Annotated in this window: 15 protein-coding genes; 7 read left to right on the top strand and 8 right to left on the bottom strand. The window is 72.5% G+C overall.

Going from position 1 to position 17,773, the window contains the following annotated elements; genetic code table 11:
• Window positions 1-6: 6 nt before the first annotated feature.
• Both BRM3_RS14155 and BRM3_RS14150 read right to left on the bottom strand, forming a co-directional pair.
• Window positions 7-1,587 (bottom strand): ABC transporter permease subunit, encoded by a 1,581-nt coding sequence (locus BRM3_RS14155; protein WP_263593934.1) that lies wholly within the window; start codon window positions 1,585-1,587, stop codon window positions 7-9.
• 99 nt (window positions 1,588-1,686) lie between these two features.
• A complete protein-coding gene (locus BRM3_RS14150) occupies window positions 1,687-2,967 on the bottom strand; it encodes a sugar ABC transporter substrate-binding protein (protein WP_263593933.1) in 1,281 nt (426 codons plus the stop codon).
• A 167-nt stretch (window positions 2,968-3,134) separates the two neighbouring features.
• Here BRM3_RS14150 and BRM3_RS14145 point away from each other — a divergent pair, with 167 nt between their 5' ends.
• On the top strand, window positions 3,135-4,139 hold the full coding sequence (locus BRM3_RS14145) for a LacI family DNA-binding transcriptional regulator (protein ID WP_263593932.1): 1,005 nt from the start codon (window positions 3,135-3,137) through the stop codon (window positions 4,137-4,139).
• A gap of 72 nt (window positions 4,140-4,211) precedes the next feature.
• Entirely contained in the window at window positions 4,212-5,294 is a 1,083-nt protein-coding gene (gene trpS, locus BRM3_RS14140) for a tryptophan--tRNA ligase (RefSeq protein WP_263593931.1), read from the top strand.
• Between the two features lie 13 nt (window positions 5,295-5,307).
• Here trpS and BRM3_RS14135 read toward each other — a convergent pair whose 3' ends face one another.
• The 5 genes from BRM3_RS14135 to BRM3_RS14115 all read right to left on the bottom strand — a co-directional run bounded on the left by BRM3_RS14135 (window position 5,308) and on the right by BRM3_RS14115 (window position 10,138).
• Entirely contained in the window at window positions 5,308-6,837 is a 1,530-nt protein-coding gene (locus BRM3_RS14135) for a DUF5129 domain-containing protein (RefSeq protein WP_263593930.1), read from the bottom strand.
• Between the two features lie 57 nt (window positions 6,838-6,894).
• The gene (epsC, locus tag BRM3_RS14130) at window positions 6,895-7,488 is read right to left on the bottom strand and encodes a serine O-acetyltransferase EpsC (RefSeq protein ID WP_263593929.1); all 594 of its coding nucleotides are present in this window, start codon (window positions 7,486-7,488) and stop codon (window positions 6,895-6,897) included.
• An 8-nt stretch (window positions 7,489-7,496) separates the two neighbouring features.
• Window positions 7,497-8,426, bottom strand: a complete 930-nt coding sequence (gene cysK / locus BRM3_RS14125) for a cysteine synthase A (RefSeq protein WP_263593928.1) — start codon at window positions 8,424-8,426, stop codon at window positions 7,497-7,499.
• A gap of 77 nt (window positions 8,427-8,503) precedes the next feature.
• Complete coding sequence (locus tag BRM3_RS14120; RefSeq protein ID WP_263593927.1) at window positions 8,504-9,280, bottom strand: SIR2 family NAD-dependent protein deacylase; 777 nt, start codon at window positions 9,278-9,280, stop codon at window positions 8,504-8,506.
• Between the two features lie 9 nt (window positions 9,281-9,289).
• Window positions 9,290-10,138, bottom strand: a complete 849-nt coding sequence (locus tag BRM3_RS14115) for an aldo/keto reductase (RefSeq protein WP_263593926.1) — start codon at window positions 10,136-10,138, stop codon at window positions 9,290-9,292.
• 90 nt (window positions 10,139-10,228) lie between these two features.
• Here BRM3_RS14115 and BRM3_RS14110 point away from each other — a divergent pair, with 90 nt between their 5' ends.
• The gene (locus BRM3_RS14110; RefSeq protein ID WP_263593925.1) at window positions 10,229-11,467 is read left to right on the top strand and encodes an arginine deiminase; all 1,239 of its coding nucleotides are present in this window, start codon (window positions 10,229-10,231) and stop codon (window positions 11,465-11,467) included.
• Window positions 11,468-11,510: 43 nt separating this feature from the next.
• On the opposite strand, the gene BRM3_RS14105 is transcribed toward BRM3_RS14110, so the two are convergent.
• A complete protein-coding gene (locus BRM3_RS14105) occupies window positions 11,511-12,080 on the bottom strand; it encodes a GNAT family N-acetyltransferase (RefSeq protein ID WP_396126977.1) in 570 nt (189 codons plus the stop codon).
• Between the two features lie 187 nt (window positions 12,081-12,267).
• Here BRM3_RS14105 and gcvT point away from each other — a divergent pair, with 187 nt between their 5' ends.
• The 4 genes from gcvT (at window position 12,268) to BRM3_RS14085 (ending at window position 17,756) form a co-directional block, all read left to right on the top strand.
• The gene (gene gcvT / locus BRM3_RS14100) at window positions 12,268-13,395 is read left to right on the top strand and encodes a glycine cleavage system aminomethyltransferase GcvT (RefSeq protein WP_263593923.1); all 1,128 of its coding nucleotides are present in this window, start codon (window positions 12,268-12,270) and stop codon (window positions 13,393-13,395) included.
• Window positions 13,396-13,456: 61 nt separating this feature from the next.
• Window positions 13,457-13,834 (top strand): glycine cleavage system protein GcvH, encoded by a 378-nt coding sequence (gcvH, locus tag BRM3_RS14095; protein ID WP_263593922.1) that lies wholly within the window; start codon window positions 13,457-13,459, stop codon window positions 13,832-13,834.
• Between the two features lie 17 nt (window positions 13,835-13,851).
• Complete coding sequence (gcvP, locus tag BRM3_RS14090; protein ID WP_263593921.1) at window positions 13,852-16,827, top strand: aminomethyl-transferring glycine dehydrogenase; 2,976 nt, start codon at window positions 13,852-13,854, stop codon at window positions 16,825-16,827.
• Window positions 16,828-17,003: 176 nt separating this feature from the next.
• Window positions 17,004-17,756 (top strand): gamma-glutamyl-gamma-aminobutyrate hydrolase family protein, encoded by a 753-nt coding sequence (locus BRM3_RS14085; RefSeq protein WP_263593920.1) that lies wholly within the window; start codon window positions 17,004-17,006, stop codon window positions 17,754-17,756.
• The last annotated feature ends 17 nt before the right edge of the window (window positions 17,757-17,773 follow it).

The raw sequence follows: 17,773 nt of genomic DNA, 5'->3' as shown, positions 1-17,773 counted from the left end.
CCTTTCTCAGTTGATGTCTTCGAGGACGCGGGTGAAGCGGAACTGGATCATCGCGAGCACGCCCGTCAGGACGAACAGCGCGACCGAGATCGCGGAGGCGAAGCCGAAGTCCGAGCCGCCGCCGCCGAAGGCGATGCGATAGATCATCGAGATGAGGATGTCGGTGCCGCCGCGGTCGTACTCGCCCGGCGCGAACGGGCCGCCCTGGGTCAGCAGCTGGATCGCGTTGAAGTTGTTGAAGTTGAAGGCGAAGGACGAGACCAGGAGCGGGGCGACCGAGACGAGCAGCAGCGGGGTCACGATGCGCAGGGTGGTCTGCAGGCGGCTCGCGCCGTCGATGCGCGAGGCCTCCATGAGCTCGTCGGGGATCGACTGCAGGGCGCCCGTGCACACGATGAACATGTACGGGAAGCCCATCCACAGGTTCGTCAGGAGCACGGCGACCTTGGCGAGCGTGGGGTCGCCGAACCAGTCGAGATGCAGGTGCAGCGTCTGGTTGATGAGGCCAAAGTCCTTGTTGTAGAAGTTCGACCACACGAGCAGCGAGATGAACCCGGGGATCGCGTAGGGGATCAGGAGCACCGAGCGGTAGACCTTGCGGCCCCGGATCCGCTCGTCGTTCAGGGTCAGGGCGAGCGCGAAGCCCACCACGAAGCACAGCAGCACGGAGCCGATCGCGAACACGAGGGTCCAGGCGAGGGCCTGGAGGAACTGCTGGGCGATCTTGGAGTTGGTGAACAGGCGGATGTAGTTGTCGCCGCCCACGTTCTGCAGCCAGCCCTGGGCGAAGGCCTGCTTGCCGGTCGAGTCGACGAACACCTCGCTGTCGCCGACCTTGCCGACGGTGTACTTCTCTCCCGTCGAGGTGTTGGTGATCGTGTCGGTGGCCTCGTCGTACTGGAGCACCTTGGTGCCCACGAAGGCCTGGTTGGGCCCCTGGGCACGGATCGCGCGGGTGTCGTCGACCTCGACGGCGATCTGGCTGATCGTCTGATAGGCGGCGTTGATCTGGCGCGGGTCGAGCATGGTGTAGCCGTCCGCCGCGGTCACGCGGCCGTCGGTGACGGTCACGTCGGAGGAGTCGGCGGCGGTCGCCTTCTTACCGTCCTCGCCCATCTCGACCTCGCCGGTCTGCTGGTTGACGAGGAACAGGGTGAAGGGGCCGTCGGTCGGCGTGCCCGTCGTGCCCACCGACATCGCGTAGAGCGGCGAATCGGGTGCCTGCTGCACGGAGTTGCCCGTGATCGAGGCGATCGCCTCCTCCTTCGACCCGCGGCTGCCGTCGCCGTAGTTGGTGAAGGAGTAGCTGACCGTCAGCACGATCGGGACGATCAGGAACGTGGCCAGGAAGAACGTGCCCGGGAAGATGTACTTGCCCGGGATGAAGCGCTTGGTGCTGTAGAGCACGAAGAAGAGGACGGCGGCGGGGATGGTCACCCCGACCCACAGCCACTGCTTCGTGGCGATCATGACGGGCACGATCCAGACGGTCACCGCGAGCACGATGCCCAGGAGCAGAACCCTGCCGACGACGGCGGGGACGGAGGTGGAGCGCTCGCGATGCGCGGGCGCCGTCAGGGAGGTCATGGCGTCATTGCCTTTCAGAAGCCGGGATGACGGGCTCGGCGGACACCGCGCCCGCGCCGAGGGGCGGCGCGGACGCGGTGTCGGCCAGAAGGGGCCGGATCAGATCTTGGAGGTGATCTCCTGGCCGGCGGACTCCATCGTCGACGTCGGGTCGGCGCCCTTGACGATGTTCGCCTCGGCCTGGCCGAGCGGTCCCCAGACCTCCTGCATCTGCGGGATCGCGGGCATCGGGTCGGCGTTCTCCGCGTACTGGGCGATCTGGACCATCTCGGGGTTGTCGGCCGCGAGGGACTGCTGCAGGTCCAGGCTCGTGGGCGGCAGCTCGTTGACGCCGAACATGCCCTCGGCGATCGACGGGTCGGTCGCGACCGCGTTGACGAACTGCACCGCGAAGGCCTGGTTCTTGGCCTTCGTGGCGACGTAGAAGGCGTTGACGCCCGCGAAGGAGCGAGCCGGCTGCATGCCCTCGAAGCCGGGCACGGCGGCCATCGCGAAGTCCACCTTGGCGGTCTTGATGTCCGAGAGCGCCCACGGGCCCGAGATCAGGTAGGCGGCCTTGCCGTCGGTGAACAGCGAGATCGCGTTGTCACCCGAGATCGTCGTCTTCAGGACGCCCTGCTGACCGAGGTCGTGCATCTTCTCGGCCGCGGCGATCGAGCCCTCCTTGCCGACGCCGAGGTCGCTCGTGTCGTAGGTGCCGTCGTCGTTGCGCTTGAACAGGTAGCCACCGGCCGAGGAGTACAGCGGCTCCATGTGGTAGGCGTCGCCGGCCTCGCCGATCGGCAGCGACAGCGGGTTCTCGGCGCCGCCGGCCTGCGCCGCGCTCACGAGCTCCTCGATGCTCTTGGGCTCGGGGACCTGGGTGAGCGTCTTGTTGGCGAACAGGGCCAGGGTCTCCACCGAGTAGGGCACGCCGTAGACCTGACCGTCGTAGGTGACGGCGGTGAGGCCGACGGGCGCGACCTTCTGCTGGGCGTCGGCGGGCAGCTGCACGGGGGCGATGGCGCCGTTCTGGACGAGGTTGCCGATCCAGTCGTGCGCGCCGATCACGACGTCGGGGCCGTTGCCGGCCTGGTTGGCGGTCACGAACGAGCCCTGGAGGTCGCCCGAGACGGCCTGGACGGCAATGGTGAGGCCGTTGGCGTCGGCCCACGTCTTGGCAGGGCCCTGGAGGGACTCGGCCTTCTTGTCGTCCGCCCAGACCACGAGGTCGGCATCGGCGCGCGCGGGAGCGTCGCCGCTGCCGCCCGCGTCGCTGGCGCCGCCGCCGTCGGACGCCGAGCTGTCGGACGAATCATCGTTGCTGCCGCACGCGGCCAGGAAGGCCGCCGTGCCGACAGTTCCCAGGGCAAGAAATGACTTGCGACGAATCTGCACCATCTTCTCCTTCGAAAGGTGGTCAATCCGCACACGGGGATCAGTGTGTCGGTGGGACGAGCGTAGCGGTCCCCGCAAGTCTGTGCAAGAATCTCGCAAGAACTTACGAGGCGAGCGGAGGCGGCATCGGAGCCGCCCGGCACCCTCCCCTCGAGGCGTCAGGAGGGCCCATGGCCAAGACCCGGCTGAAGGACATCGCGGAGCGCGCCGGAGTCAGCGAGTCCACGGTCTCGCGCGTGCTCAACCGGCGCAGCGGCATCGCCGAGGAGACCCAGCGCCTCGTGCGGGAGGCCGCACGCGAGCTCGGCCACCACGACGTGGGGGAGGAGGGCGAGCTGGTCGGGGTCCTGGTGCCCGACCTCGAGAACCCCATCTTCTGCCAGTGGGCCGACCGCCTCGAGGCCGAGCTGTTCGAACGGGGGGCGGCGTCGATCATCTCCACCCGCGCCCGGGGCATCCAGGGTGAGGCCGCCGCCTTCGAGCGCTTCCTGCGCCTCGACGCGACCGGGGTGGTGGTCGTCTCCGGCTTCCACGCCCAGCCGAGCGGTCCCGTCGAGCACTACCGCCGCCTCGTGCACGAGGGCGTCTCGCTCGCGCTCATCAACGGCGTGCGCGAGGAGATCGACGCGACCTTCATCTCGACCGACGACGACCACGCGATGCGGCTCGCGACGGCGCACCTGCGCGAGCTCGGGCACACCGCGATCGGGCTCGCCGTGGGCGACGAGCGCACGTGGCCCGTGCGCCAGAAGGTGCGCACCTTCGAGGGGCTCATCGACCACGAGCAGTCGCCCGCCCGCGACATCGCCTTCACCGACTTCTCGTACGCCGGCGGCTACCAGGCCGCCCGCGAGCTCATCGAACGCGGCTGCACCGCGATCGTGTGCGGCTCCGACGTGATGGCGGCCGGCGCCCTCGAGGGCGTGCGCTCGCTCGGACTCGCCGTCCCCGCCGACGTCTCCGTGATCGGCTACGACGACGCCCAGTGGGCCGGGCTGACCAACCCGGCCCTGACCACCGTGCGCCAGAGCGTCCCGGAGATGGCGCGCGCCGCCGTGCGCGCCGTGCTCGAGGGCGGCGAGGGGTCGCGGCGCGCCGTGCGCTCGGAGGTCGCGATGATGCCGCAGCTGATCGTGCGCGGCTCGACGGGAGCCGCGCCGCACGTGCGGCGATAGGGGGGGGAGCCGACCCCTCGACGCCGTCGCCGTGATGCCGAGGGCCCCGCGCGCTCTGGATACCATGGACGGGTGACCGACACGCCTGCTCCCGAGATCCCCCGTTCCAGCTACGCCACCGCGCTCGAGCGCAGCGAGGCCCTCGAGAAGCGGATCGCGACCGATCCGTCGGGCCTGCGCGTGCTCACGGGCGACCGGCCCACCGGCGCCCTGCACATCGGCCACTACTTCGGGACCCTGCGCAACCGCGTGCGGCTGCAGGACCTCGGCGTCGAGACCTGGATCATCGTGGCGGACTACCAGGTGATCACGGATCGCGACGTGATCGGCGACATCAAGGGCAGCGTCCGCGAGCTGCTCACCGACTACCTCGCCGTCGGCATCGACCCGTCGAGGACCACGATCTTCACGCACTCCGCGGTCCCGGCCCTGAACCAGCTCATGCTGCCGTTCCTCTCCCTCGTCACCCAGCCCGAGCTCGAGCGCAACCCCACCGTGAAGTCCGAGCTCGCGGCCGCCGGCAAGAGCGCGATGGGCGGGCTGCTGCTGACCTATCCCGTGCACCAGGCCGCGGACATCCTGTTCTGCCACGGCAACGTGGTGCCCGTGGGCAAGGACCAGCTGCCGCACGTCGAGCAGACCCGCGTGATCGCCCGGCGCTTCAACGAGCGCTACGGGCACGGCGAGCACTACTTCGCCGAGCCCGACGCGCTGCTCTCGGAGGCCCCCACCATCCTGGGGCTCGACGGCGACAAGATGTCCAAGTCGCGCGGCAACGCGATCATGCTCAGGATGAGCGAGGCGGAGACCGCCAAGCTCGTCAAGCGCGCCAAGACCGACTCCGACCGCACGATCACCTTCGACCCCGAGGGACGCCCGGAGGTCGCCAACCTGCTCACGCTCACGGCGCTCGCGACCGACCGCACGCCCGAGGAGGTCGCGGCGGAGATCGGCGACCGCGGCGCCGGGACCCTCAAGGTCATGTGCGCCGAGGCCCTCAACGCCCATCTCGCGCCGATCCGTGCACGGCGCGCCGAGCTCGAGAAGGACCCCGGCCACCTGTTCTCGGTGCTGCGCGCGGGCAACGAGCGCGCCAACGCGATCGCCGACGACACCCTCGCGCACGTGCGCGAGGTCATGGGCATGGTCTACTGACGGCCGCCGAGAGTCAGAAGCGCCCCGAGCTGCCCGATCCCGAGAACCCGCCGCCGCCCCCCGAGTAGCCGGTGAAGCCGCCACTCGAGGAGCTGCTCGAGCTCGGCGGATGCCGGTGGGCGTCGAGATCGGTGCTCGCCTGCGAGTGCCACAGGTTCAGCCACAGGATCGGGCTGAGCGACCAGTTGTAGTCGTACCCGGCGGGGTAGTAGTGGCGACGCCGGCCGCGGATCGTCGTGTAGCGCGTGTCGGGGCTGTCGTACCGGACGTGGCGCATGATCTCGGCCTCGCGATCGCTGCGCGCGGTGTGGGCGATCACCGCGTCGCGATGGGCGGTCGCCGCCCGGCCGAGCGCCGACGTCATGAGGTCGAGCTCGCCCAGGGCCGCGTCCCCGGTCATCTCCCCGTTCTGGAGCTGCAGCGTGACCCGCTCGATGCCGTCGCGGACCTTCGCCGCGACCGTCCGCAGGTCGCGGGCGGTGGGGGAGTCGGCGAGCGAGGCCTCCTGGCGGATCGCCCCGTCGACCGCGGCGAGCGAGTCGCGCAGGGGCTGGACCTCAGCCTCCCAGGCGTCCTGCCATGCGTGCGAGCGGCTCAGCAGGTCGTTGGTGCGCACGATCTCGTCGTCCATCGCGTCGATGCGGGCGGCCGTCTCCGCGAAGCGCGAGGCGAGCGACGCGCTCTGCGCGCCGATGCCCCACAGCACGCCGCGGCGGGCCGGGAGCTGGTCGTGCAGCGCGGTGGCCTCGGCGGCAGCGCGCGTGAACTCCTCGTAGTCCCGCAGCACCGGCTCGCCGTACTGCGAGTCGGCCGGGATCGTGCGGGCCGCGAGCTCGGTCTCGGCGTACGTGAGCATGACGTCGTCGTAGCGCGGGAGGGCGCGTGTCACCTTCGCCCGCGAGCGCGAGCCGCGCAGGAGGGCGCCCCCGACACCCGCGAGGGCGACCAGCAGGGCCACGAGCGCCGTGACGATGGCCACCGGGTCGAGGTAGAACGGCCGGTCCAGGTAGGAGGCGTACCGGGTCGCGCCGTCGACGATCGCGCCGTTCCAGTCCGCGTTCCGTGCAGCGGGGCGCATCTCCTCCTGGATCTTCTCGTACTGGCCGTCGTCGAGCTTGACGTCCTCGCCGGCGTACGTGCCCAGGAAGCGGTTGTCGGGGTCGATCGCGACGATCACGAGGCCGTCGCGCCAGTAGGCGCCGCCGGACGTGATCCAGTCCGGGTGCTCGGCGCGCGCGTAGGCGAGCACGGCGTCGTTGAGGGCCAGGTCGTTCGAGGCGCTCCCGCCGTAGGCCGTCACGTCGATCGTGAGCGCGACCAGGTCGACGGGGGTGCGGAAGGAGACGTCCTCGAGCCGCTCGGTCAGCGGGCTCGCGTCGAGGTCGCCGGTGGTGTCCTCGATGGTGACCGACCGCGGAGGGTCGGCGAGCGCCGCGGGCGCCGTCGCGAGCGTCGCGACGAGGGCCAGCAGGAGGACGAGCACGACCGCGAGCGGTCGGGGGAGTCGGCGCACGGGCACGGGAGCGGGCGAGTCGAGCTGCATGGCACGAACCTACGGCATCGCTGTGACACGGGGCACGCGGTGCTCGCCGGCACGCCCTCAGATCCAGATGGCGGGGTCCTCGAACGCCTCGTGGTGGGCGGCGTGCCGACGGATCCGGGCCGGCACGCCCACGGCGATGCCGTCGGCGGGCACGTCCCCGACCACCACGGCGTTCGCGCCGATCTGCGCGTTGCGCCCGATCTCGACCGGCCCGAGCACGCGTGCGCCCGCGCCGATCACGACGCCGTCACGCACCGTGGGATGCCGCTTGACCCGCTCCATCGACCGGCCCCCGAGCGTCACCCCGTGGTAGAGCATGACGTCGTCTCCCACCTCGGCCGTCTCGCCGATCACGACGCCCATGCCGTGATCGATGAAGAAGCGGCGCCCGATCGTGGCGCCCGGATGGATCTCCACCCCCGTCGCGAAGCGCGCCCCCTGGGCGACCACGAGGGCCGGGAGGCGGTTCCCGCGCTCCCACAGAACATGCGCGGCGCGGTGGGCCCAGATCGCGTGCAGCCCGGACGAGGTGAGCGCCATCTGGACGCCGGACTGCGAGGCGGGGTCCCGGCGGCGCGCCGTCGCGACGTCCTCGGAGATGCTCGCGACGGCGTCGAGGACGCCGTGCGCGGCACGACGGAGCAGGGCCATCGGGGCGTTCAGTCCATGTACTCGGCGTACAGCGGCGTCGAGAGGTAGCGCTCGCCGAACGAGGGCACGATCACGACGATGAGCTTGCCGGCGAAGTCGTCGAGGCGCCCCACCCGCACGGCCGCCTCGATCGCGGCGCCCGAGGAGATGCCCACGAGCAGGCCCTCGGTACGGGCGACGTCGCGAGCACGCTCCATGGCCGTCTCGGCGTCGATGTCGAAGACCTCGTCGTACACGTCCCGGTCGAGGATCGAGGGCACGAAGTTCGCGCCGATGCCCTGGATCTTGTGCGGGCCGGGGCTGCCGCCGTTGAGGATCGGCGACTCCTGGGGCTCGACGGCGAAGACCTTGACCTCGGGCTTGCGCTCCTTGAGCACCTCGCCGACCCCGGTGATGGTGCCGCCCGTGCCGATGCCCGCGACGAGCGCGTCGACGCGGCCCTCGGTGTCGTCCCAGATCTCCTCGGCGGTCGTGCGGCGATGGATCTCGACGTTGGCGGGGTTGTCGAACTGGCGCACCTGCACGGCGCCCCGCTCCTCGGCGATCTCGGCGGCCTTCTCGACCGCGCCCTTCATGCCCTTGGCCGCTTCCGTGAGCACGAGCTCGGCTCCGAAGGCGCGCAGCAGGGCGCGCCGCTCCTTGGACATCGACTCGGGCATCGTGAGCACCACCCGGTAGCCGCGGGAGGTGCCGATCATGGCCAGGGCGATGCCGGTGTTGCCGCTCGTGGCCTCGACGATGGTCCCGCCGGGCTGCAGCTCGCCCGAGGCCTCGGCGGCGTCGATCATGGCCACCCCGATGCGGTCCTTGACGGAGTTGGCGGGGTTGTAGAACTCGAGCTTGGCCACGATCGTCGCGCGGACGTCGTCGCCCAGGCGATTGAGCTTCACGAGCGGGGTACGGCCGACGAGCTCGGAGACGTTCTCGTAGATGGGCATGGCTTCTCGGACCTCCTGGGGTTCTCAGCGGTGCTTAGGGGAAGTATAAGAGCCGAGAGGGACCCTGGGCGGCCGGCTCAGCCGAAGGGATCCAGGAAGGTCGCCGACCGGACCCCGTTGACGACCCGCTCCCACGCGGGCAGCACCTCGTGGGCGTCGCCCACGATCACGTGGTCGAACCGGGCGCGCGCGCCCACCGGATCCTCGGGGGCGATGTCGATGAGCACCGTCGTCGCGCCGCTCGCGCGGGCCAGGGGCGCGAGCTGCGCGGCGGGGAACACGACGCCGGAGGTGCCGACCGAGACGAACAGGTCCGCCTCCCGGGCCAGGCGCTGGGCGCGCTCGAGGGCATCGGCGGGGAGCATCTCGTCGAACAGCACGACGTCCGGGCGCGTCGGTGCGCCGCACGCGGGGCAGGCGGCGGGCACGCCGTGGTCCTCGGCCCGCTCGCCCTCGCCGGGGAGCAGCGGCGCGCTCCAGTGGCAGCGATCCTCGAGGCAGGCGGCGCGGCCCGCGTCGCCGTGGAGCTCGGCGACGTCCGTGCTGCCCGCGAGCTGGTGGAGGCCGTCGATGTTCTGGGTGACCACGGCGCCGCGCATCCGGGCGATGGCCCGGTGGCCGGGGGTGGGCCCGCTCCTCGCGGCCTGCGCGTAGAGGGACGGCCACACCCGCCAGAGATCCGGGATGCTCGCCGGCAGCGCGCCGGCATGCATGGCCCGCTCGAGGCTCGGGTGCATCGCCCACAGTCCGTCCGGGCCCCGGAAGGTCGGCAGTCCCGCCCGGGCCGAGAGCCCGGCCCCGGTCAGGAAGACGACGCGACGGTGCTCGGGGCCGGGCCGGAAGGTGTCAGCCACGGGAGGCGATCACCACTCCTCGTGCACGTGGGAGTCCCACGCGGCGTCCTCGCCGAGGTCGAGGGTCGCCAGCAGGGCGCGGTCCTCGTCGTCGAGGCGCACCTGCTCGAGGCTCGCGTTGCGGCGCTGGCGCTCGGGCTGCGTGGACTTGGGGATGACGATGACGCCCTGGTCGACGGCCCAGCGCAACGACACCTGCGAGGGATCGACGCCGTGGCGCTCGGCCACCCTGCGCAGCGCGAACTGCTCGGCGAGGCCCTCACGGCCGCCGAGCGGGCCCCACGCCTCGGTGAGGATCCCGTGCTCGCGGTGGAACTCGACGGCGGCGGTACGCTGCAGGGCGGGGGAGAGCTGGATCTGGTTGATCTCGGGCCACTCGCCCGTCGCGTCGTGCAGCTCGGTGAGCTGCTCGGGACGGAAGTTCGAGGTGCCCACGTGGGTCACGAGCCCCTCCGACCGCAGGTCCAGCAGCGTGCGCCAGGTGTCGAGCGCGAGTCCCCGCGAGGGGTTGGGCCAGTGGATCAGGACGATGTCGATGCGCTCGAGGCCCAGGCGCCGGGCGGACTCCTCGACGCCGCGGCGGGCGGCCTCGCGGCCCTGGTCGCCGCCGGCCACCTTGGTCGTCACGAGCACCTCGTCGCGGTCGATGCCGCTGGTCCGGACGCCCTCGCCGACGGCGGCCTCGTTGCCGTACTGCGCCGCGGTGTCGATCAGGCGGTAGCCCGCGGTGAGGGCGGCGGCGACGGCCTCGACCGCGCCCGTGCCCTTCATGCCGCTCGTGCCGAAGCCGATGAGGGGGACGGGGGCGCCGTCTCGGAAGGCGGTCGTGGGGATGGACAGCGCGGACGTGGCGGACATCGTGGCCTCCTGCGACAGGGCGGATGGGACGCCCCCAGTCCTACCACGTCGCACTTGGTAGGGTGCGGGCCACCTGTGAGCGGAGGCACCATGGACGCGATCGACCCGACCGACTTCGGGATCCGTGACGAGATCAGCCCCCTGAGGACGGTGATCGTACACCGTCCGGGCGCCGAGATGCGTCGCCTGACCCCGGAGACGCGCGATCGCTTCCTGTTCGACGAGATCCTGTGGGTCGAGCGGGCACAGGCCGAGCACGACGCCTTCCGCGAGCTCCTGCGGTCCGAGGGCGCGCGCGTGCTGCTGCTCACGGAGCTGCTCGAGCAGACCCTCGAGATCGAGCAGGCCCGCACCGACCTGCTCGCCGCGACCCTCGACCCGCTCGTCTTCGGGGACCTCGCCGCGCAGGACCTGCACGCGTGCCTCGAGGAGCTCTCGCCCGCCGACCTCGCCGAGGTGCTCATCGCGGGCATCACGCGCGAGGAGGTCGAGGCCCTCGGGGTGCAGGTGCGCTCGATCGCGCTGAGCCGCCTCGCGCCCGAGGACTTCGTGCTCGACCCGCTGCCCAACCATCTCTTCACGCGCGACACCTCGGCGTGGATTGGCCGCGGCGTCGCCGTCAACTCGATGCAGCGCCCCGCACGGCGTCGCGAGAGCGTGCACCTGACGATGATCTACCGCCACCACCCGCTGTTCGCAGGAGGAGCGGACGGCGCCCCCACGCCCTGGGGCGACGGGCTCGTCAACGGCCCCGCCACGGTCGAGGGCGGCGACGTGCTCGTGCTCTCGGACGGCGTGGTCGCGATCGGCCTGTCCGAGCGCACGACGACCGCGGGAGCCGAGCGTCTCGCGGGCGAGCTGCTGCGCGGCGGCGGCGCGCACACGGTGATCGCCCTCGCGATGCCCCACCGGCGCTCGATGATGCATCTGGACACGGTGATGACCGTCGTCGACCCGGAGTCGGTCACGCGCTACGCGGGGCTCGGCGCACTGTCCAGCTACGAGGTGCAGCGCGTGGGCGACCGCTTCGTCACCGCCGCGCATGGCCCCGACGAGATGGACGCGGTGCTCGCCCGGGGCATGCGGGTCGACGCGCTGCGCGTGCTCACACCCCCGCTGGACCGGTACGCGGCGGCCCGGGAGCAGTGGGACGACGGATGCAACGTCTTCGCCGTCGCCCCGGGGCGGGTCATCGCGTACGAGCGGGCGACCGCGACCAACGACTACCTGCGCGCCCAGGGCGTCGAGGTGCTCGAGATCGCCGGCAACGAGCTCGGCCGCGGCCGCGGCGGACCGCGCTGCATGACCTGTCCCGTCCTGCGCGGCTGAGCGGGGCCCGCCCTGCTGCCCGGCTCTGCCCGGCGACCGGCCCTCAGCGGTAGGAGGCGGTGGCCTGCGGGCCGGTCGAGCCGACCTCCTCGGCCTCGGGCAGCGCGAGGGCGAGCGGGCGCTCCATGAGCAGCTGCTGGGCGCCGAACTCCTCGAGGCCGCGGCGCACGGTGAAGCCGAGCCGCTTGAGCAGGGTGACGCTCCGCTTGTTGCGGGCCTGGGTCACCGCGATCACGTGATCGTCCTCGAGGTTCTTCTGCGCCCAGTCGAGCACGGCGATGCACGCCTCCGCGGCGAAGCCGTGGCCCACGTACTCGGGCAGCAGCGCATAGGAGAGCTGGGGCTCCCCGCGGTCGTAGTCGAGGGAGATGGAGCCGATCATGGTGTCCTCGTCGGCGAGGCAGACCACCCACCGGCCCCACGTCAGCCCGAGCGGGGACAGCTCGAGCGCCTGGCGCGAGGTGTAGTCGACGGTCCCGCCGAGGTACTCGCGGGTGACGGGATCGGTCATCAGCCGGATCACCGCACCCCGATCGCGGTCGGTGCCCTCGCGGATCACCAGACGGCGGGCGCTGATCCTGATCGGCCAGTCGGCCGTGCCTTCCCGTGTCACGTGCATCACTGTAGCCGCGCACCGCTCGCGGTGGACGGGACTTCAGGGACGGTTCCGGGGCCGGTCCGTGTGCACCCCCGCGAGCGGTACAGTGAGCACCGCCACTTCCCGATGAGCGGCGCCCGCGCACCGACCCCTCGCCGCGGCCCGCCGACCCCCCGCGCGTCCCGCGGGAGAAGGAGCCCGAATGGATTCCCAGGACCTGGCGACGAGCCCGCTCGATGCGATCCATCAGGAGCTCGGCGCGACGTTCACGGACTTCGCCGGCTGGAGGATGCCCGTCCGATACTCGTCCGACCTGGCCGAACACGCGGCGGTGCGCACGAGCGCGGGGATCTTCGACCTCTCCCACATGGGAGAGATCGAGGTCGTCGGACCCCAGGCGGGCGACGCCCTCGACCGCGCGCTCGCCGGCTCGTTGTCGACCCTCGCCGAGGGGCGCGCCAAGTACTCCCTCCTGCTGAACGAGGACGGCGGCGTGCTCGACGACGTGATCGCCTACCGCCTGGCCGGTGAGCGCTACCTCGTGGTCGCCAACGCCGCCAACGCGGACCTCGTGGCCCGTGAGCTCACGGCCCGCGCCGAGGGGCTCGACGCCGCCGTGCAGGACCACTCCCGCGAGGTCGCCCTGATCGCCGTGCAGGGCCCCGCGAGCGCCGACATCGTGACCCGGGCCGTGATGGGCGGCACGGGGACGGGCCTGACGGTCCAGGACATCGCCGCCCTGCGCTACTACCGGGTGCTGCGCGGCACCTTCGGCGGCGACGAGCTGCTCGTCGCGCGCACCGGCTACACGGGCGAGGACGGCTTCGAGCTGTACACCCCGGTCGCGCACGCCGAGGAGCTGTGGCACACCCTCGAACGGGCCGGCGGCGAGGACCTCGTGCCGTGCGGGCTCGCGTGCCGCGACACCCTGCGCCTCGAGGCGGGCATGCCCCTGTACGGCCACGAGCTCGGCCCCGACCTGCTGCCCGCCCAGTCCGGGCTGGGACGGGTCGTCGCCCTCACCTCCAAGGGCGACTTCGTGGGCCGCGGCGCGATCGAGCGCACCGACACCTCCGGCCGCCCCGTGCTCGTGGGCCTCGCGGGCGAGGGCCGCCGCGCCGCGCGCGCCGGCTCCGCCGTCCGCACCCCCGAGGGCGCGCAGGTCGGCGCCATCACGTCCGGCGCGCTGTCGCCCACGCTCGGCCACCCCGTCGCGATGGCCTTCGTCGACCCCGCCGCCTCCGCGGTCGGGACCGCGCTCGTCGCCGACGTGCGCGGCAGGGACCTGCCGGTCACGGTCGTCGAGCTCCCGTTCTACACGCGCCCCTGAGCGCCCCGCCCCGCCCCATCACCCCCGCGCGCCCCGGGCGCGCCTCCGAGAGGACATCACCATGGCAGCCACCGACGACCTCCAGTATTCGACGGACCACGAATGGGTCCGGGTCGACTCCGACGACCTCGCGACCGTCGGCGTGACCGCCTTCGCCGCGGGCCAGCTCGGCGACGTCGTCTACGTCGACCTGCCGGAGGTGGGCGCGGAGGTCTCCGCGGGCACCGAGATGGGCGAGATCGAGTCGACCAAGTCCGTGTCCGAGCTGTTCAGCCCGATCGACGGCACGGTCGTCGAGGTCAACCAGGACGTGGTCGACGCGCCCGAGAAGGTCAACGCCTCGCCGTACGAGGAGGGATGGCTCGTGCGGGTGCGCTACGCGGCTCTTCCCGAGGATCTGCTCGACGCCGCGGCCTACGCCGAGCTCACCGGCGAGTGAGGGAGACGCACCACCCGATGGCCCTCACCGATCACGACGCGTTCGTCCGCCGGCACGTCGGCACCGACGCCCCTGCCCAGGAGGCCATGCTCGCCGCCCTCGGGTACGACAGCCTCGACGCCCTCCTGCACGCCGCGGTCCCCGGCACGATCCTCCTGGACCCCCGCACCGACGACGCGCTCGGCGACGGCGCGACCGAGCAGCAGGTGCTCGACGAGCTGCGGGCCCGCGCGCGCGACAACACGGTGCGCACCTCCCTGCTCGGCGAGGGCTACTACGGCACCCTCACCCCCGCCGTGATCCAGCGCAACATCCTCGAGAACCCCGCCTGGTACACGGCCTACACGCCCTACCAGCCCGAGATCTCCCAGGGCCGCCTCGAGGCGCTGCTGACCTACCAGACGATGGTCTCCGAGCTCACGGGCCTGGACATCGCCAACTCCTCGATGCTCGACGAGGCGACCGCGGCCGCCGAGGGCATGCTCCTGGCGCGGCGCGCCACCCGCGCGAAGAACCCCCGCTTCGTCGTGGACCGCGACGTGTTCGCCGCGACCCTCGCCGTGGTCCGCGGCCGCGCCGAGGCGGTCGGCATCGACCTCGTGGTCGCCGACCTCAAGGACCCGGCCTCCGCCGAGGCCGCGCTCGCCGACGGCGCCTTCGGCGTGCTCGTGCAGTACCCCTCGGCCTCCGGCCTGGTCTGGGACCCGGCGCCGCTGCTGGCCCGCGTCCGCGAGCTGAAGGGCCGCAGCGTCGTCGCGACCGACCTGCTCGCCCTGACCCTGCTGACCCCGCCCGGCGAGCTCGGGGCCGACGTCGTGGTCGGGTCCTCCCAGCGCTTCGGCGTGCCGATGGGCTTCGGCGGCCCGCACGCCGCCTTCATGGCCGTCACCCGGGGGCTCGAGCGCCAGCTGCCCGGACGTCTCGTCGGCGTCTCCCAGGACGCCGACGGCCATCGCGCCTACCGCCTGGCGCTGCAGACCCGCGAGCAGCACATACGCCGCGAGAAGGCGACCTCCAACATCTGCACCGCGCAGGTGCTGCTGGCCGTCATGGCCGCCATGTACGCCGTGCACCACGGCCCCGACGGGCTCACCCGGATCGCCCGCCAGATCGCCGCCCGTGCGGCGGACCTCGCCGCCGACCTCGAGCGCAACGGCTTCGAGCTCGTCCACGCCGCGTTCTTCGACACCCTCTCGGTGCGCGTCCCGGGCCGGGCCCGCGAGCTCGCCCGCGCCGCCCACGACGCGGGCTACCTGCTGCACGTCACCGACGAGGACACCGTGCGGGTGAGCCTCGACGAGACCATCGACGCCGAGCGGCTCGACGCGATCGCCCTCGTCTTCGAGGGCTTCGCCCCGCTCGACTCGGCGCACGAGGGCGCCTCCGAGGGCGACGAGCTCAGCGAGCCCGGCGCCGCCTGGCCGGCCGAGCTGCACCGCACGAGCTCCTTCCTCGACGAGCCCGTGTTCAGCTCCTTCCGCTCCGAGACCGCGCTCATGCGCTTCCTCCGCCGGCTCGCCGACAAGGACTACGCCCTGGACCGCGGCATGATCCCGCTGGGCTCGTGCACCATGAAGCTCAACGCGGCGGTCGAGATGAGCGCGATCACGTGGCCCGAGTTCTCGGCCCTGCACCCCTTCGCGCCGCGCGAGGACGTCGAGGGATACCTGACCCTGATCGACGAGCTCGAGCAGTGGCTCGCCGCCGTGACCGGGTACGACACGGTGTCGCTGCAGCCCAACGCCGGCAGCCAGGGCGAGTTCGCGGGCCTGCTCGCGATCCGCGCCTACCACGTCTCGCGCGGCGAGTCCGCCCGCACCGTGTGCCTCGTGCCCGCGAGCGCGCACGGCACCAACGCCGCCTCCGCGGTGCTCGCGGGCCTGCGGGTCGTCGTGGTCGCCTCCGACGAGCACGGCAACGTCGACGTCGAGGACCTCCAGCAGAAGATCAAGGACCACGGCGACGAGCTCGCCGCGATCATGATCACCTACCCCTCGACCCACGGGGTCTACGAGGAGCACGTGCGCACCGTCTGCCAGCTCGTGCACGACGCCGGGGGACAGGTCTACGTCGACGGCGCCAACCTCAACGCCCTGCTCGAGGTCGCCCGCCCCGGCGAGTTCGGCGGCGACGTCTCCCACCTGAACCTGCACAAGACGTTCTGCATCCCCCACGGGGGCGGCGGCCCCGGCGTCGGCCCGGTCGCGGCCAAGGCGCACCTCGCGCCGTTCCTGCCCGGCCACCCGGCGATGCAGGCCCCCGAGCACCACGTCACGGGCGGCGCCCCCGCCGTGCACGGCGGCGCGCCCGTCTCGCAGGCCCCGTACGGCTCGCCGTCGATCCTGCCGATCCCGTGGGCCTACATCCGGCTGATGGGGGCCGCGGGTCTGCGCCACGCCACGGGCTCGGCGGTGCTCGCGGCCAACTACCTCGCCCGCCGCCTCTCGGAGGCCTTCGAGATCCTCTACACGGGCGACGACGGGCTCGTGGCCCACGAGTGCATCCTGGACCTGCGGCCGTTCACGGCGCGCACCGGGATCACCGTCGACGACGTCGCCAAGCGCCTCGTCGACTACGGCTTCCACGCCCCGACCATGAGCTTCCCCGTCGCGGGCACGCTCATGGTCGAGCCCACCGAGTCCGAGGACCTCCCCGAGCTCGAGCGCTTCGTCGAGGCCATGCTCGCGATCGCCGCCGAGGCCGAGCAGGTCGTCGCGGGCGTGTGGCCCGCCGACGACAACCCGCTCGTCAACGCACCCCACACGGCCGCGTCGATCGCCGTCGAGCAGTGGACCCACCCGTACTCGCGCGAGGTCGCCGTCTACCCGGGCGTGGCCGCCGCGCGCGCCTTCCGCGACGGCAGCTACCACATGACCGAGCAGATGCAGGTCCAGGCCAAGTACTGGCCGCCGGTGCGGCGCATCGACCAGGCCTACGGCGACCGTCATCTCGTGTGCTCGTGCCCGCCGCTGGAGGCCTACGACCAGGGCTGACCGGCTCGGCGCACGACGCCGGGAGATGAGGCCGTCGCGCAGACGGCAGCGGGACGTGCGACCGTCCGGGGGACGCCGTTCACAGTGCGCCACAGAGGTCGCCCCGGCCCGAGCGGACGCGATGTCATGGGGACCGTCGGAGCCCCGGCACCCACCCGCGCACGGAAGGACATCTCATGGCTGAGCACAGCGCACGTCGCCCGCTCATCGGCGTGACCGCGGGGACCACCCGCCTGATGTCCGGCGCCTGGGAGGGGCACGAGGCGGTCGTGCTGACCGAGCACTACGTTGCCGCCCTGCGCGCGGCGGGCGCCCGGCCCGTGATCCTCGCCCCCCAGGACCCGTGGACCGACGAGGAGATCGCCGAGCTCGACGGCCTCGTGCTCACGGGCGGCACCGATCTCGACCCGGCCCTCTACGGCGCCTCGGCCCTGCCGAGCGACTTCGCCCCCGACCGCGACCGCGACGCGTTCGAGGTGGCCGCCTACCACGCGGCGCGGCGCGCCGGGATCCCCGTGCTCGGCATCTGCCGCGGCCTGCAGCTGATCGCCGTCGCCGAGGGCGGCACCCTCCACCAGCACCTCGCCGAGGACCTGCCCCGGCACCCGGCCTCGGCGGCCCGCGTCACCGAGGTCGAGGTCGCGATCGACGCCGCGAGCGATGTCGCGCTCGCGGTCGGCACCGTCGCGACCGTGCCCGCCTACCACCACCAGGGCGTCGCGGACTGCGGCGAGGGCCTGCGCGTCGTCGCCCGCCACGCCAGCGGTCTCGCCCTCGCCCTCGAGGCCCGGGACGGGTCGCCCGTCGTCGCCGTGCAGTGGCATCCCGAGCTCACGGCGGCCGAGGCGGCCGGCGAGGGCATCGTGTCCGCCTTCGTGGCGACGGCAGCGCGGGCGCCGCGCGTCCCGGGGCCGCGGCCGCTGGTCTAGGATGGAGCGCGACCCGC

It is taken from the genome of Brachybacterium huguangmaarense (assembly GCF_025725725.1).
Classification (GTDB): domain Bacteria; phylum Actinomycetota; class Actinomycetes; order Actinomycetales; family Dermabacteraceae; genus Brachybacterium; species Brachybacterium huguangmaarense.
Note: the sequence above shows the minus strand (reverse complement) of the source record. Positions and strands in the feature narration are given on the sequence as shown.